Source organism: Bradyrhizobium sp. STM 3562 (genome assembly GCF_045571435.1).
Lineage (GTDB): Bacteria > Pseudomonadota > Alphaproteobacteria > Rhizobiales > Xanthobacteraceae > Bradyrhizobium.
This window is the reverse complement of the sequence record NZ_CP120694.1, coordinates 1573930-1588665: the sequence shown is the minus strand read 5'-3', so window position 1 is coordinate 1588665 and position 14736 is coordinate 1573930. Positions and strand designations below refer to the sequence as shown.

The following is a 14736-nucleotide window of genomic DNA, read 5'->3' as shown; positions in this document are numbered from 1 at the left end:
CGTCCAGGCTGGGGCTCACCTCTTGAAGTAGCCCGGCTGGCCGATGTCGGCGATCAACTCGATCCCGGTGGGCGTCCAGCCCAACCGATGCTGCGTCAACGTACTGGAGGCCGGCATGTCCAGACCGGCGAACATCGCCAATGGCCCGTAATAATCGCCCGCCTCCTCCTTCTTGATCGAAACGACCGGCACATTCAGGGCGCGGCCGATCACTTCGATGACCTGGCGCATGCGGACGCCCTCCTCGCCAACAGCGTGATAAATCCCGTCTGCCGCGCCCCTCTCCAACGCAAGCCGGTAAAGGCGGGCGACATCCAGCTTATGCGCCGCAGCCCAGCGTTCGGCGCCCTCGCCGACATAGGCCGCGGCGCCTTTTTGGCGCGCGAACTCGACCAGATAACTGATCAACCCAGCTTTTCCAGGGGCGCCATGCACCTGCGGCAAACGTATCGCCATCGCGCGCACGCCACGCGAGGCATAGGCCAGACCTGCCTGCTCGGATACGCGCGGAACATGCGGGCTGGAATCGCGCCGCATATCTTCGGTGATCACCACACCGGGCGCAATGAGGCCCGTTCCCGATGTGACGATAAAAGGCTTGTTCGTGCCGGCCAGCACATCACCCATCGCTTCGATGGCGGCCTTGTCGATCGCGCCATTCTCCGCGAATTTCGCGAAATCATGGATGAAGGCCAGATGGATCACGCCGTCGGCGTCCCTTGCGCCGCTCTTCAGGCTTTCGAGATCCTGCAGCGAGCCGCGATGAACCTCCGCGCCCAGATTCTCCAGCGTCCTGACGTTGTCTTCAGAGCGCGCGAGGCCGACGACATGATGCCCGTTTGCGATAAGTTCCTTTGTAGTTTCGGTGCCGATAAATCCTGCGGCGCCGGTGACGAATACGCGCATGAAAACGCTCCCTGTTCAGAACGCAGGGATATTGGCGCGTTGTTCGTTCGGGTAAAGTAGTGAAAGCCTACTGGTATAATCGCTAACAGGATGACGGCGCGAACCCGCTTGCGAATTATCTTGAGGAGCGCCGCGCCAAGCTCGATCCCACGGCATTCGGCTTTCCGCTACGACCGAGGCCCGGTTGCGTGGCGCCTTCTCAGCCGAAGCGATGCTCATACCTGCTCATCGCCAGCTCGCCGATATCGACGTCGGGCTTGCGGCCGCTCAGGAGATCGGCGAGCACGCGGCCCGAGCCGCAGGCCATGGTCCAGCCGAGCGTGCCGTGGCCGGTGTTCAGGTGCAGGTTGGGGTAAAGCGTCGGCCCGATCAGCGGCGGGCCGTCGGGGGTCATCGGGCGCAGGCCGCACCAGAACTTCACGTCCGTGAGATCGCCGCCGCGCGGGAAAAGATCGGTCAGGGAATGATCGAGCGTGGCGCGACGCGACGGATGCAGGACATTGGAATAGCCTGATATCTCCGCGGTGCCGCCGACGCGGATGCGAGAGCCCAGCCGCGTGATCGCGACCTTATAGCTCTCGTCCATCACAGTCGAAACAGGTGCGCCTGCGGGGTCCTTCACCGGCACAGTGATCGAATAGCCCTTCACCGGATAGACGGGAAGCGAGATGCCGAGTGGCCCGAGCACGCGCGGCGACCAGCTTCCGAGCGCGACGACATAAGCGTCGGCCTGCAGGAGCCCTGCAGAGGTCGCGACGCCGGCGACGCGCCGACCGTCCGCGACGATCCGCTCGATCGAAGTGCCGAAGGAAAACTGCACGCCAAGCTCCGCCGCCTTCGCGGCGAGCGCCTGCGTGAACATGTGGCAGTCGCCGGTCTCGTCCTGCGGCAGACGCAGGCCGCCGACGAATTTGTCCTTCACGGCGGCGAGCGCGGGCTCGGCCGCGATGCAGCCGGTGCGGTCGAGCACCTCGTAGGGCACGCCATATTGTTTGAGCACGGCGATGTCCTCGCCCGTGCCATCGAGTTGCGCCTGCTTGCGGAAGAGTTGCAAGGTGCCGCGGCTCTCTTCGTCGTAATGAATGGCGATTTCACCGCGAAGGCTGCGCAGGCAGTCGCGGCTATATTCGGCGATCGGAATCATCCGGCTCTTGTTGACGGCGTAGCGCGCGCTGGTGCAGTTGCGCAGCATCTTCGCCATGAACACCCACATCGCGAGGTCCGGCTTGGGACGAATCACCAGGGGGCCGTGCTTCATCAAGAGCCACTTGATGGCTTTGACCGGCACGCCGGGCCCCGCCCAGGGCGAGGCATAGCCCGGCGAAACCTCGCCGGCATTGGCAAAGCTGGTTTCCAGCGCCGCACCCGCCTGGCGGTCAACGACTGTGACCGCGTGGCCGGCCTTCGCAAGATAATAGGCCGACGTCACGCCAATGACGCCGGCGCCGAGGATTAGCACTTTCACCGATCAAGACTCCCGCGCGATCGCCGCGCCATTAGAGATGTTAACTGCGACCGCGCAGAGCAAGGATCAGGCCACGCGTTTGATCGCGGCAGCCAGGATCGCCGCCATCTCGTCGATCTGCTCTTGCTTGACGATCAGCGGCGGCGACAGCGCGATCGTGTCGCCGGTGATGCGAAGCATCAGTCCGTTGTTGAAGCAGTCCACCATCACCTCGTAGGCGCGCGCGCCGGCGGCACCCGGTCGCGGCGACAATTCGATGCCGGCGACGAGGCCGATGGTGCGGATGTCGATCACATTGGGCAGGTCGCGCAAGCCATGCATCGTCTCCTGCCAGTGCGGCGCCAACGTCGCGCCGCGCGTCAACAGGCCCTCGCTTCGGTAAATCTCGAGCGTCGCCAGACCCGCGGCACAGGCCACCGGATGAGCGGAATAGGTGTAGCCGTGGAACAGCTCGATCTGGGCCTCCGGCCCGGCCATCAGCGCGTCATGCACCTTGCGGCTGGCGAACACCGCCCCCATCGGGATCACGCCGTTGGTGATGCCTTTGGCGGTGGTCATGATATCGGGGGTGACGCCGAAATAATTGGCCGCGAACGGCGTGCCGAGCCGGCCGAAGCCGGTGATGACCTCGTCGAAGATGAGCAGGATGCCATGCCTGTCGCAGATCTCGCGCAGCCGCTTCAGATAGCCTTGCGGCGGCACCAGCACGCCGGTGGAGCCCGCGACGGGTTCGACGATGACGGCCGCGATGGTCTCCGCGCCATGCAAGGCGACCAGGCGCTCGAGATCATCGGCGAATTCGGCGCCATATGCCGGCTGCTCTCTGGAGAAGGCGTTGCGTGCGAGGTCGTGGGTGTGGCGGATATGGTCGACGCCGGGCAGATGGGTGGCGAAGGCGCGGCGGTTGTTCACGATGCCGCCCACCGACATGCCGCCGAAGCCGACGCCGTGATAGCCGCGCTCGCGACCGATCAGGCGCGTCCGCGTCGGCTGCCCCGCGGCGCGCTGATAGGCCAGCGCGATCTTCAGCGCGGTGTCGACCGATTCCGAACCCGAATTGGTGAAGAAGATGCGATCGAGTCCATCAGGCGCAATCGCGGCGAGCTTCTCGGCGAAATCGAAAGCGATCGGATGGCCCATCTGGAATGACGGCGCATAGTCCAGCGTCATCAGTTGTCGCTCGACCGCGGCTGCGATCTGCGGCCGGGCGTGGCCGGCGTTCACGCACCACAGCCCCGCCGAGCCGTCGATCACCTTGCGGCCATCGACGGTCGTGTAATGCATCCCTTCCGCGGAAGCGACGAGGCGGGGCGCGGCCTTGAACTGTCGGTTGGCCGTGAACGGCATCCAGAAGGAATCGAGCTGCAAGGTGTTCGGAATCTGGTGAACGGTCACGGCGGCGCTCCTTTGCGTGGCTGTTCAAACAGCCTGACCATGCTCAGGAATGGGCAACAAGTCCTTTTCTGATTGCAGGCAACCTCTTGATTTTGTTAGATCGCCAAAGGCACGTTTGTGCGATCCGCAACAGTTCAAACACGGGATTTCCGATGAGCGTCGATATCGGCGGGCGACTCCGCTTCGTTCGCCAGCATCACAAGTTGTCCCAACGGGAGCTGGCAAAGCGATCCGGCGTCACCAACTCGACCATTTCCCTGATCGAGTCCAACCAGATGAACCCGTCCGTCGGCGCCCTCAAGCGCATCCTCGACGGAATTCCGATGGGGCTGGCCGAGTTCTTCGCGATCGAGCCGGAACGCCCGCGCAAGGCCTTTTACCGCGCCGACGAATTGACCGAGATCGGCAAGAAGCCGATCTCCTACCGCCAGGTCGGCGACAATCTGTTCGGCCGCGCGCTGCAGATATTAAGAGAGCATTACGGTCCGGGCGGCGACACCGGGCGCGTGCCGCTGGTGCACGACGGCGAGGAAGGCGGCATCGTGATCAGCGGCCGCCTGGAAGTGACGGTCGATGGCGAGCGGCGCATCCTGGGACCGGGCGATGCCTATTATTTCGAGAGCCGCCGGCCGCACCGCTTCCGCTGCGTCGGCAACAAACCCTGCGAAGTGATCAGCGCCTGCACGCCGCCGACGTTTTGATGCGGCCGGAGTATTTTCGTTCAGCGTCAGCTCCCGCGCTCCATCGCGAGCTCGGCCTCAAGATTGGCGAGGTCGCGATAGATCGAAGCCACCGCGAGCACGCGGCCCTGCTGCTTGTACCGCACGAGACAATCCTTGCCGGCGATGCTGCCGTCGACCTTGATCTGGTCCCAGCTTTCCGCGTGACCGACATAGTTGATCGGCACGTCGTAGTGCTGGCTCCAGAAGAACGGCACGGCATCGTACCTTTCGCGTTGCCCCAGCATGTTGCGCGCGGCGGTCTGGCCCTGCCGCTCGGCGACGACCCAATGCTCGACCCTGATATTGGCCTTTGAATGCGCATCCGGCCAGCGTGCGATGTCGCCGGCAGCGAAGATGCCGGGGACGCTGGTTTCGAGATAGGCGTCGACGGTGACGCCGCGGGCGGTCGCAAGTCCCGCCTGTTCGGCAAGCGCGACGCGCGGGCGGACGCCTATTCCGACCACGACCAGATCGGCTTCGATCGCGGCACCGCTCTTCAGCGTGGCGCGTTTGCCATCGAGCCGTGCCACCGTATCCTGCAGGTGGAAAATGACGCCGTGCTCTTCGTGCAGTGAGCGCACGAAGTCGCCCATCTCGGCGCCAAGAATGCGCTCCATCGGCCGCTGCTCCGGCGCCACGACGTGCACTTCGAGATTGCGGGTGCGCAGCGATGCCGCGACCTCCAGCCCGATAAAGCTCGCGCCGATGACCAGCGCGCGCTTTGCGTTACCCGCGGCTGCAATGATCGCGCGGCTGTCGGCGAGTGTGCGCAGCGTGTGCACGTGCGGCTGATCGGCCCCCGGGATCTGCAGGCGCACCGGCTCCGCGCCCGTTGCAAGCAGCAGGCGATCGAACGGCACCGACCCGCCATTGCCGAGAGCAACCTTGCGGTCTTTCAGATCGATCGAGGCGGCTGATGTATTGAGCCTGAGTTCGATACCGACGTCGGCGTAAAACTCGTCCGGGCGGAGCGGCACCCAGTCTTCCGGCGCCTGGCCCGCCAGATAGTCCTTGGACAAATTGGGCCGATCGACCGGCGGCGCGCCATCATCGCTGATCACGGTGATCAGACTGGCAAAGCCCTCGCGCCGCAGCATCTCGGCTGCAGCAAATCCGGCGGCCCCACCGCCGATGATGACGATTCGGTCTGGCAAAGCGCCCGCCCGGCGCGCTGTAGCCGGCGGCGCCTCCTTGGCTGCCTCGCGCTTACGCCGGACAAAGATCCTGTCCCCTTCGCGTTCAACCTGCCAGACCGAGAGCGCGGTCAGCGCAGGCGGGCGCACCGCTTCGCCGCTGCGCAACGCGAAGCAGGCGTGGTGCCAGGGGCACCGAATCGTGTCGCCGACAACCAGCCCTTCCGCGAGCGGGCCGTGATAATGGCTGCAAAAAGCGTCTATCGCGAGGATCTCGGAGCCGAGCTGGACGAGAAGCACCTGCTCCTCGCCAACATGGCCGAGCAGCTTACCATCGGCGAAATCGGCAGGCGATACACCTTGCGTGAGATCCGGTCCGCTCGGCTTGTTGTCCTCGCTCATGATGTGCCTCCGCTGGCCGGCGCGGCTTACGAGGTGGCGGGGGTTAGACAAGCAAGCGCCTGCGCTTCGACCCGTCAGCTTAGACGGTTCGAGCCGCGAAAAGTTCCCGAACGAGGATGGAGAATACCACCGGACTGCCAAATGCGTGCCGGCAGTTCGAAAAGGGCCGCGACGATCTGCAATGGCCGTCGCGCCAAACACTTCGCGCGACGGCCGACAGAATTAGACGATCTTGATCGACATGTCCGGCAGGCCCTGGAGCTTGCACAGCAGCACGTCGCCCTTCACCACCGGCCCGACATTTTCCGGCGTGCCCGAGTAGATGATGTCGCCGGCCTTCAGCTCGAATGCCTCGGAAAGTTTTGCGATCTGCTCCGCAACGCTCCAGATCATCTTGTCGAGATCGGAGCTTTGCCGCACCACGCCGTTGACCGCGAGCGAGATCGCACCCTTGGTGAGATGGCCGACCTTGGAGACCGGGTGGATCGGTCCAAGCACCGCTGCATGATCAAAGCTCTTGCCGATCTCCCAGGGCTTCTTTTCCGCGGACATGCCGTTCTGCAGGTCGCGCCGGGTCATGTCGAGGCCGAGCGCGTAGCCGTAGACATGATCGAGCGCCTTCTCGGGCGAGATGTTGGTGCCTCCGGACTTCAGCGCCGCCACCAGCTCGACCTCGTGGTGGTAGTTCTTGGTCAGCGAGGGATAGGGGTGGTCGGCGACGACGCCGATCGGCACGTTCTGGATGGCGTCCGTCGGCTTCTGGAAGAAGAACGGCGGCTCGCGGTTTGGATCCGAGCCGCGCTCGATCGCGTGGGCGGCATAGTTGCGGCCGATGCAATAGATGCGGCGGACCTGAAACACGCCGTTCTCGCCGACGATGGGAATGGTCGTGATCGGCACCTCGAAGATCGGCTTGGGACCGGCTTGCGCCGCGGCCGGAGCCGCGTCGGAGATGGCGGCCGCCGCCACAGCCCCCGTTGCCACGGTCAGCAGATCGCGTCGAGAAGTTCTTTGCATGTGATGCTCCGTTGGAGCCGGCCCCGCAACGCGCGGAACCGGCGAGTTGAACAAATCAGTGCGCCAGCGGATCGGGCCGCATCTGCACCTTGAAGACCTTGGGATAGGCATCCTTGCCGCCCTCGCCATGGAAATTCGCGCGTGTGCCCGAAGTAGTCCAGATGCCGCGTCCCTTCCAACCGGCGGACGCATCATCGATACGCCCATCGACATTCTTGGTGAAGAAGCCGAGCGGATAAGGCACCCGCAGCGTGACGAACTCGCCATTCACCAGAGCAAGGAGCGATTCGCCACCATTGGCCGACGCGATCGGCACATTGGCGCCGAGGCCGAGGATATTGTAGCGATCGACCCAGAGATAATACGCGTGATTGGCGCTGCCCTTCGGGTCCAGCCCCCTGAACTGCGGGCCGGGCATCCGGTAGACCTTCCAGCCTTCGGGGCACTGCTTGCCTTCGGCCGTGCTCGGGCCGTTGAGCGGCCCCTTGCACAGCCTGCGGTCGAAGCTCGCGAGATGGCCGCTCGACAGGGCTGTCCAGACCACGCCGTCAAATCCGATATCGATGCCGCGCGGACCGAACGTGCCCTCCGGCGGCTGATAGATTTCCGCGAGCGCCGTGTTGGCGGGATCGGGCCCCGGCACGACGCGGATGATGTAGCCGGGCTGATCGATCCGCGAGAAGCCGCGGTCCATCGACTGGCCCCAGATGGAATCGTCGACCGGGCTCGGCATCACGCCGTAGAAGGAGGCCATGACGCGCTTGTCCTTGGCCGGATCGAGCGGGTCCTTCGGGCCCACATAGGCATCGCGCTTGCCGTTCCCGTTGGTGTCGATCACGAGCGGCGTCCAACCTTGCGCGGCCACGCCGTCATGCGTTTCGCGGAATTGCTTGACGTTCAGCCAGCCGACGATGCCGCCGCCGAGGGTCGGGCCGCCCGCGCTCATCCACAGCGTGTCGTTGGCATCATGCGCGAAATAGAGGTGATGCGTGGAAAAGCAGGTGTTGATCATGTCCCATTTGCCGGTGACAGGATCGAACCGCGAGAGTTGGCGCACCGAGGTGGCCTGCGGATCAACCTTTGCGGACGGATGGCTGGAGCCCTGCTTGCAGTAATCCGGATTTTCCGGCGGCCGCAGACGCGCGGTGAACCAGACCTTGCCCTGCTCGTCCATGATGACGTTATGGATGCTGGTGTGACCGTCCCAGATCGCCTCGTCGCCCCAATAGGCCGATGTACCGCGCGGCGCGTCCGCCGACGATGGCGTGTTCGGATCGAGGTAAGGCTCCTTGATCGTGGCGGCGACGTTCTTGACGGGATCGAGCGTCGGAATGAGATCCGTGCTTTCCTCCGGAGACCCGTAGATCAAGCCGTTGGCATTCACCGTCGGGTTGCGCTTGTCGGTCGAAATCGCATCGTGCTGGTAGTGCGTGGGTGAGGCCCAATCCCACTCGGTGTAGACGACATTGCGTTCGACTCCCTTCGGGCGTTCGGGCTTGTCGAAGGGCAATTCGCCCTCCGCAATGCGGTCGGTCCATTTCGCAAACAGCGAATAGGCCTTTTCGGGTCCCATGCTGCCCAGCACCACCGCCATATATTCCATGGCCTGGCCCGCCTGCGTGCGCATCGCCCAGGCCTCCTGCGAATCGTGACCCTCGCTGAACATCTTGGGCACCTCGCGGATACCGCGAGAGCCCAGCGCGTGGCAGGACTGGCAGCCATTCTTCACCGTATCCACCCACTGTGCCTGGCTCTTCATGGTGTCCGGCATCTTGTTGCCCTTGTCGCCGGTGCCAGGGAATTCACTCGGCGCCGGAATGTCGAGCATGGAATACCAGTACATGCCGGGATAGAGCTGCGCCGCAGCGCCGGCCGAGGCGACCCCCTTCACGGTGAAATCGACAAGCTTGCCAGGACGCGCATCGACCTGTGCGCTGTCGATCAGGCCGTAGCCCCGAACCCAGACCTTGTAGCTCGCGTCCGGCAAGTCGGGAATGACATAGCGGCCTTGATCATCGGTAACGACGATCTTGGCATATTTGGTCGGAAGGTCCTTGGTCTCGGCGATCACCCACACGCCCGCCTCGGGGCCCTTCTCGCCGCTCACCTGACCACCGACGTCATGTGCGGAAATATCGACATTCGCCGCGATGACGGCGCTCGCCTGTAACAGCGCGGCCGCGCCGGCACAGCCGGCGATCCATTGCTTCAGCTTCATGTTTCTCCCCTTACTGTGCCTGTGTCCTGCACCGATGTTTTTACCGCCGCACTTGTCTTCGTGCGTTTCACAATCGCCTTAGATAGTGGCCTTAGATTCTGCGCAACAGGCCCTCCTTGTCGAGCGCTTTGGCGAATGGCTGCCCTTCATCGGCCGCGCCCCGCCTCTCACGTCGTGAAAAGCGGCCGCAGCGTCCGCACATCGTCCACGTGTTCCAGCGCATTGATTTGCGCGATCAGCTTGTCGGTCTTTTCCGCTCCTAGCACGGGCGCCATGAGATCGCGCGCCTTGGCGCTCACGGCCTCGGTGCTGAGCGGATTTTCCTTGGTGCCTGGCGGAAATTTGGTGAAATGGTCGAGCTTGCGCCCATCGACCAGCGTCACCTCGACGATGGCACCGCGCGGCGCAGCCGGGTCCATCAGCGCCTTATCACCCGCCAGAGTGATCTTGGCACGCTGTTCGAGGATCTTTGGATCGTGCATAAGCGCGGTGTCGTGGCTGTCGGCGAACGAAACGGCCCCCTTCATCAGCGCAAGCGCCACCAGATGCTGGCAATTGACGTCGGGCATGGCGCTTTCACCGACAATGCCCATCGCGTCGGTCGGAAGTTTCACCAGAATGCTTCGGACGTTCTCGGGGGTGAGATCATGTTGTTTGCGCAGGCTCAAGAGCGCATCCAGCGGCGACTGGATCGGATAGCCGACGGAGTAGGTCTTGATCGCCGTCTCCGTGATGTAGAAGCGATGGCCGAGCCCATCCAGCATCTGCTCCGGCTTCGGCTCGGTCGACAGCGCGATGAAGAGGTCGTGCGTGCCGTCCAACACATCGTCCACGCCGGTGAGGCCTGCCTGCACCATGGTGACCGCCATCACGCCATTACGCGCGCCCATGCCGGCGAAGTCGAAGGCCTTTTCGATATGGTCCTTGTCCTTGACCCAGCTCCACAGGCCCGAGACCTGCTGCGCGGAATACGAAATCGCAAAACGCATGCCCTGTTCGTCGAGTTGGGCGAGCGAGGCGGCCGCGCCCAACGCGCCGAAGGTCGAGGCCATTCCCTCGGCACTGCGATGCGTGCCGCGCACGAGGTCGGGTCCCAGCGCCATCAACAGCCGACAGGCGAGATCGTAGCCAAGAGTGACCGCGCGAATGAGATCCGCGCCGCTGCGGCCCTCCTTTTCCGACATCGCCAATGCGGCCGGCACCACCGAGCTGCCGGGGTGCGCCTTGGTGACGGGCTCGAAATCGTCGGTCTCGTCGGAATGGGCGCACATGGCGTTTGCGAGCGCGGCATTGATGGTGGTGGTATGGAAGTCCGAACCGACCACCGAGGCCTGCGGCTCGCCGCCGAGTGTGCGCACATATTTCGTCGCCATCATGCCCGGTTTCATTCGCGAACCCGAGACCATCGCCCCAAAGGTGTCGAGAATGCGATGCTTGCACGCCAGTATCACCGCGTCAGGCAATTCCTGGCGGCGTGCCGCAGCCATGTAGCTGGCAAGGCGCGCGGTGACGCCGGCAGCCCCGTCCGCGGCCGGCGCGCATCTGAACGGCGATGCCGCTAGCGTTGCGAGCGCACCAGCGGACAGCAGCAGGCGGCGACGCGATAGTGCTTGGTGCATGTAGCCCCTCACCTTACGCCGAGACCGACATCTTGGCGATTTCGGCAGCGTTCGGCAGGTTTTCGACATTCCAGCAAGCGTCCATCACCCGGCGGATCGTCGGCGGGGCAATGATGCCGTCGGCGAGATCGGTGAACTTCGCCTCGAGCTGCTGGTCTGTCATTGGCACCTCCACGCTGCCGACCGCGTGTTCTATGTAGCGGTGCAACTGTCGCCCGTCCTTCAGCACGACGGTCATGTCGACCTGCTCGGGCTTGATGCCCGGCGTGATCACCGGATTGACTTTGCCGCGCAGCGCGACGATGGTCGGATCGTTCACCGCGCGGTCGCTGAACTGTTTTTCGCCCCCGGCCCCCTCAACCAGCGCGACAGCGACCGCATGATAGATGCTGAACTTACCCTCCAGGCCCTCATGCGGGGTTTTCTTGCCGGTGAGCTCCAGCACCAGCGGATGCACCTTGAGATCGACGTGATCGATCTGATCCGCAGTGAGTTTGTTCTCATTGCGCAACTGGATCGCCGCGTCGATCGCCGGATGCATGACGATGCCGCAGGCGAACGGCTTATAGGTGTTCAGCGCCGCCTCGTAGCGCTTGCCGAGATCGCCGAGGATCTCGTTGTAGTCCTGCTTGGTGCTGATCGTATTGGCCCAGCCGCGCTTGGCCTCGATCATCTCGTCGGAGGAAGTAAAATTCTTCGAGGCCAGCATCGCCGCGAAGATGCCGTTGGAGGCGGCGCGACCGGGATTGAAGCTCTTGTTCATCGATCCGAAGGATTCGCGCAAGCCGACCGGCTGCGAGGCGGCAAGGCCGAGCGCCCACACCATCTGCTGCTCGTTGAGCTTGAGCAATTTGCCAACAGCCGCCGCAGACCCGAACACGCCGGCCGTTCCGGTGATGTGCCAGCCGACGTCGTAATGGTTCGGATAGACGGAGTTGCCGATCCGGCACTCGGTCTCGACGCCGAGCACGAGCGCGTTGAGAAAGTCCTTGCCGGAGACCGGCTGCATTTCCGACAGCGCAAGAATGGCCGACGCCACCGGACCCGCCGGATGAATAATGGTCTTCAGATGCGTGTCGTCATAATCGAAGATGTGGCTCGACACGCCGTTGATGAAGGCCGCGTTCATGATGTCGAACCGCTCGCGCCGCCCGAACAGCGAGGCCTGCTGCGGGCCCGAGAACGGCGTGAGCGCGGCAACAGCGATATCCACGGTCTGGTGGCGCGAGCCGCCGATCGCAACGCCCACCCAGTTCAACAAGGTCCGCACGCCTTCCTTTCGTACATTGGCGGGAAGATCATCGTAACTGGCGCTGACGAGATAATGTGCAAGCGCCCGCGTCACGCCCTTGGTGGGTGCGGATTTTGCTGGCGCGGCAGGCGCGACGGCGGAAGCATCCGCGAAAGCCATGCCGGTAGCGCCGGCAGTGGCGAGCGGAAGTGCGACAGCCGTCTGCAGCAGGGTTCGGCGATCAGTGATGGGCATGGGTAATCTCCCGGGTTCTTGTTTTTACATTGGCAAGCTGGGCAGCAAGCCGGACCGCGCTTTCGAGCGCGCCGGTCTTGGCCACGCCCTTGCCGACGATATCGAAGGCGGTGCCGTGCGATGGCGTCGTGAAGACGGTGTCGAGCCCTGCCGTCACCGTGACGCCCCGATTGAAACCGCGCAGCTTGGTCGCGATCTGGCCCTGGTCGTGATACATCGCCACTACACTGTCGAACTCGCCGGCAAAAGCGCGAATGTAGACAGTGTCGGCGGGATAAGGCCCACTGCAGGCGATGCCGCGCTTGGCCACGGCGTCGACGGTGGGACGGATCATCTCGATCTCGTCGCGGCCGAACAGGCCGCCCTCGCCCGCGTGGGGATTGAGCGCCGCCACCGCGATGCGGGGTCTTTCGATGCCCGACTTGCGCATCATGCGGTCGGCAAGCTCGATCGCGTCGGTGATACTCTCCGGAGTGATGCAGTCCAAGGCCTCGCGCAGCGATTGATGGCCGGTGACCCGCGACATCCATTGCCCGTCGAGCACGTTCATCTCGGAGAAATAGCCCTGATGGCCGAGCAGGCTCGCGAACATCTTGTGCTCGTCCGGGAACTTCCAGCCGCCGTCGAACATCGCGCGCTTGTTCAGCGGCGCAAAGGTGATGGCGTCGACCTCGCCTTCCCTCGCGAAGTCGATCGCGCGCGACAGCGTCTCGCCGGTGAGCCGGCCGGAATCGGCGTTGGCCTTGCCGAGCGGAAACAGCGACGGATCGGTATTGCCGAGATCAACCAACGGCACCACGCCCTCGTGCCAGGAGGCTCTTGCCGGCGAAGCGATGTGCTCGACCTTCAGCTTCACGCCGGCCTGCGCCATGCCCATCTCCAGCACGCGGGCGTCGCCGACCACGACCAGGCGAGCGACATTGGCGAGATTGCCATCGGCGAGGATGCGCGCGGTTTGCTCAGGCCCGATGCCGGTGCAATCGCCAGGTACCAGCGCGACGATCGGGAGAGCGTCTTGACTTGTGTCCATTGAACTTCACTTTGCGGTCAGGGTTTGGGTGATGGATGAGGTCCAGGCGTGCGAATCGAACTCGCCGTCCCATTTGGCGACGACGATCGCGGCCACGGCGTTACCGATGGTGTTGGTGATGGCCCGCGCCAAGGACATGAAGCGGTCTATGCCGAGCAGCAGCGCCAGCCCCTCCGCCGGAAGGCCGGCCGCAATCACGGTCGCGGCGAGCGCGGCGAATGCGCCGCCGGTCACCCCGGCCGCGCCCTTGCTGGTGAAGAGCATCACGACGAACAGGCTGAGCTGCTGCGCCGTGGTCATCTCGATGCCGTAGACCTGCGCCACGAAGATAGTGCTGAGCGGCAGCGTCAGCGCCACGCCATCGAGATTGAAGGAATAACCGGAGGGAATGACCAGACCTACGACGGCCCGGCCGACCCCCGCGGCCGGCAATTTCTCCATCATACTGGGAATGGCGGTCTCCGACGAGGACGTACCCAGCACGACCAGGAGTTCGGTGCGCAGCATGCGAAGCAGATCCATCAGGCGGATGCCGGCAAACCGGCAGATCGCCCCGAGCACGACAAAGATGAAGAACGCCATCATCGCCCAGGCGGCGCCGACCAGGAGCGCCAGCGCATAGAGCGTGGCGACGCCGAATTTCGCCACCGTAAAGGCCATGGCGCCGAAAGCGCCGATCGGCGCCAACGCGACGACGACATGCACCACGCTGAACACGAGCTCGGTCACCCGCTCCATGCCGCCGCGCAGCGCCGTGCCGCGCTCACCGAGCAGCAGCAGTCCGATTCCGCACAACAGCGCCAGCACCAGAACCTGCAGCACGTCGCCATTGGCGAAGGCGCCGACAAAACTGTCCGGCACCATGTGCTGGAGATAAGCCGACACTGACCCGACATGCGCCTGCGCATAACGCGACACCGTCTCGGCTTGTTGGGCGCTCGCCGGCGCGACGCCCGCACCGGGCCGCACCCAGTGCACGACCAGAAGGCTGAACAGCAGGCACAGCGTAGTGACGGCTTCGAAATAGACGAAGGCCTTGAGCCCGATGCGCCCCACGGCGCGCATGTCGCCGACCTGCGCAATGCCCGTGACCACCACCAGAAAGATCAGCGGCGTGATGGTCATCTTGATCAGTGAAATGAAGGTGTCGCCAAGCGGCTTGAAATCAACAGCGATCGAGGGAAACAGGGCGCCAGCGAGCGCACCAAACGCAGCGCCTGCCGCGACAAGGACGTATTGCTCACGCCAGAACGGCTTGCGGCGCGGCGCTGCGGCCGCGGCGGCAATGGATGGAGAGAGCGAAGTCGCGGCAATCTGCAATGCATATCCTCCCGGAGCGACGC

The 14736-nt window shown here is 64.1% G+C and carries 11 protein-coding genes; 1 reads left to right on the top strand and 10 read right to left on the bottom strand.

Features of this window, described 5'->3' with window-relative positions:
• Positions 1 to 15 precede the first annotated feature (15 nt).
• The 3 genes from P6U23_RS07250 to P6U23_RS07240 form a co-directional block, all read right to left on the bottom strand.
• Positions 16 to 906: an SDR family oxidoreductase gene (locus P6U23_RS07250; RefSeq protein ID WP_407178877.1), complete on the bottom strand. Its 891-nt coding sequence runs from the start codon at positions 904 to 906 to the stop codon at positions 16 to 18.
• A gap of 199 nt (positions 907 to 1105) precedes the next feature.
• Entirely contained in the window at positions 1106 to 2371 is a 1266-nt protein-coding gene (locus tag P6U23_RS07245) for a D-amino acid dehydrogenase (protein ID WP_407178876.1), read from the bottom strand.
• A 66-nt stretch (positions 2372 to 2437) separates the two neighbouring features.
• Positions 2438 to 3766: an aspartate aminotransferase family protein gene (locus P6U23_RS07240; RefSeq protein ID WP_407178875.1), complete on the bottom strand. Its 1329-nt coding sequence runs from the start codon at positions 3764 to 3766 to the stop codon at positions 2438 to 2440.
• 152 nt (positions 3767 to 3918) lie between these two features.
• Between P6U23_RS07240 and P6U23_RS07235 the strand changes: the two genes are divergently transcribed.
• Positions 3919 to 4467: a cupin domain-containing protein gene (locus tag P6U23_RS07235; protein WP_024506617.1), complete on the top strand. Its 549-nt coding sequence runs from the start codon at positions 3919 to 3921 to the stop codon at positions 4465 to 4467.
• Between the two features lie 26 nt (positions 4468 to 4493).
• Here the strand turns inward: P6U23_RS07235 and P6U23_RS07230 are convergent, their stop codons facing one another.
• From P6U23_RS07230 to P6U23_RS07200, 7 genes are all read right to left on the bottom strand, one after another.
• Positions 4494 to 6023 carry an FAD-dependent oxidoreductase gene (locus tag P6U23_RS07230; RefSeq protein WP_407178874.1) on the bottom strand — a complete coding sequence of 510 codons (1530 nt, stop codon included), beginning with the start codon at positions 6021 to 6023 and terminating at the stop codon, positions 4494 to 4496.
• A 222-nt stretch (positions 6024 to 6245) separates the two neighbouring features.
• Entirely contained in the window at positions 6246 to 7040 is a 795-nt protein-coding gene (locus tag P6U23_RS07225) for a fumarylacetoacetate hydrolase family protein (protein ID WP_407178873.1), read from the bottom strand.
• Positions 7041 to 7095: 55 nt separating this feature from the next.
• Positions 7096 to 9258, bottom strand: coding sequence for a carboxypeptidase regulatory-like domain-containing protein (locus tag P6U23_RS07220; RefSeq protein WP_407178872.1), 2163 nt, complete (start codon positions 9256 to 9258; stop codon positions 7096 to 7098).
• A 167-nt stretch (positions 9259 to 9425) separates the two neighbouring features.
• Entirely contained in the window at positions 9426 to 10877 is a 1452-nt protein-coding gene (locus P6U23_RS07215; protein ID WP_407178871.1) for an MmgE/PrpD family protein, read from the bottom strand.
• A gap of 13 nt (positions 10878 to 10890) precedes the next feature.
• Positions 10891 to 12363 carry an MmgE/PrpD family protein gene (locus P6U23_RS07210; protein WP_407178870.1) on the bottom strand — a complete coding sequence of 491 codons (1473 nt, stop codon included), beginning with the start codon at positions 12361 to 12363 and terminating at the stop codon, positions 10891 to 10893.
• Positions 12350 to 13393, bottom strand: coding sequence for a PdxA family protein (locus P6U23_RS07205; RefSeq protein ID WP_407178869.1), 1044 nt, complete (start codon positions 13391 to 13393; stop codon positions 12350 to 12352). Before P6U23_RS07205 ends, P6U23_RS07210 begins: the two co-directional genes overlap by 14 nt.
• Before the next feature lie 6 nt (positions 13394 to 13399).
• Complete coding sequence (locus P6U23_RS07200; protein ID WP_407178868.1) at positions 13400 to 14713, bottom strand: cation:dicarboxylate symporter family transporter; 1314 nt, start codon at positions 14711 to 14713, stop codon at positions 13400 to 13402.
• Positions 14714 to 14736: the final 23 nt, after the last annotated feature.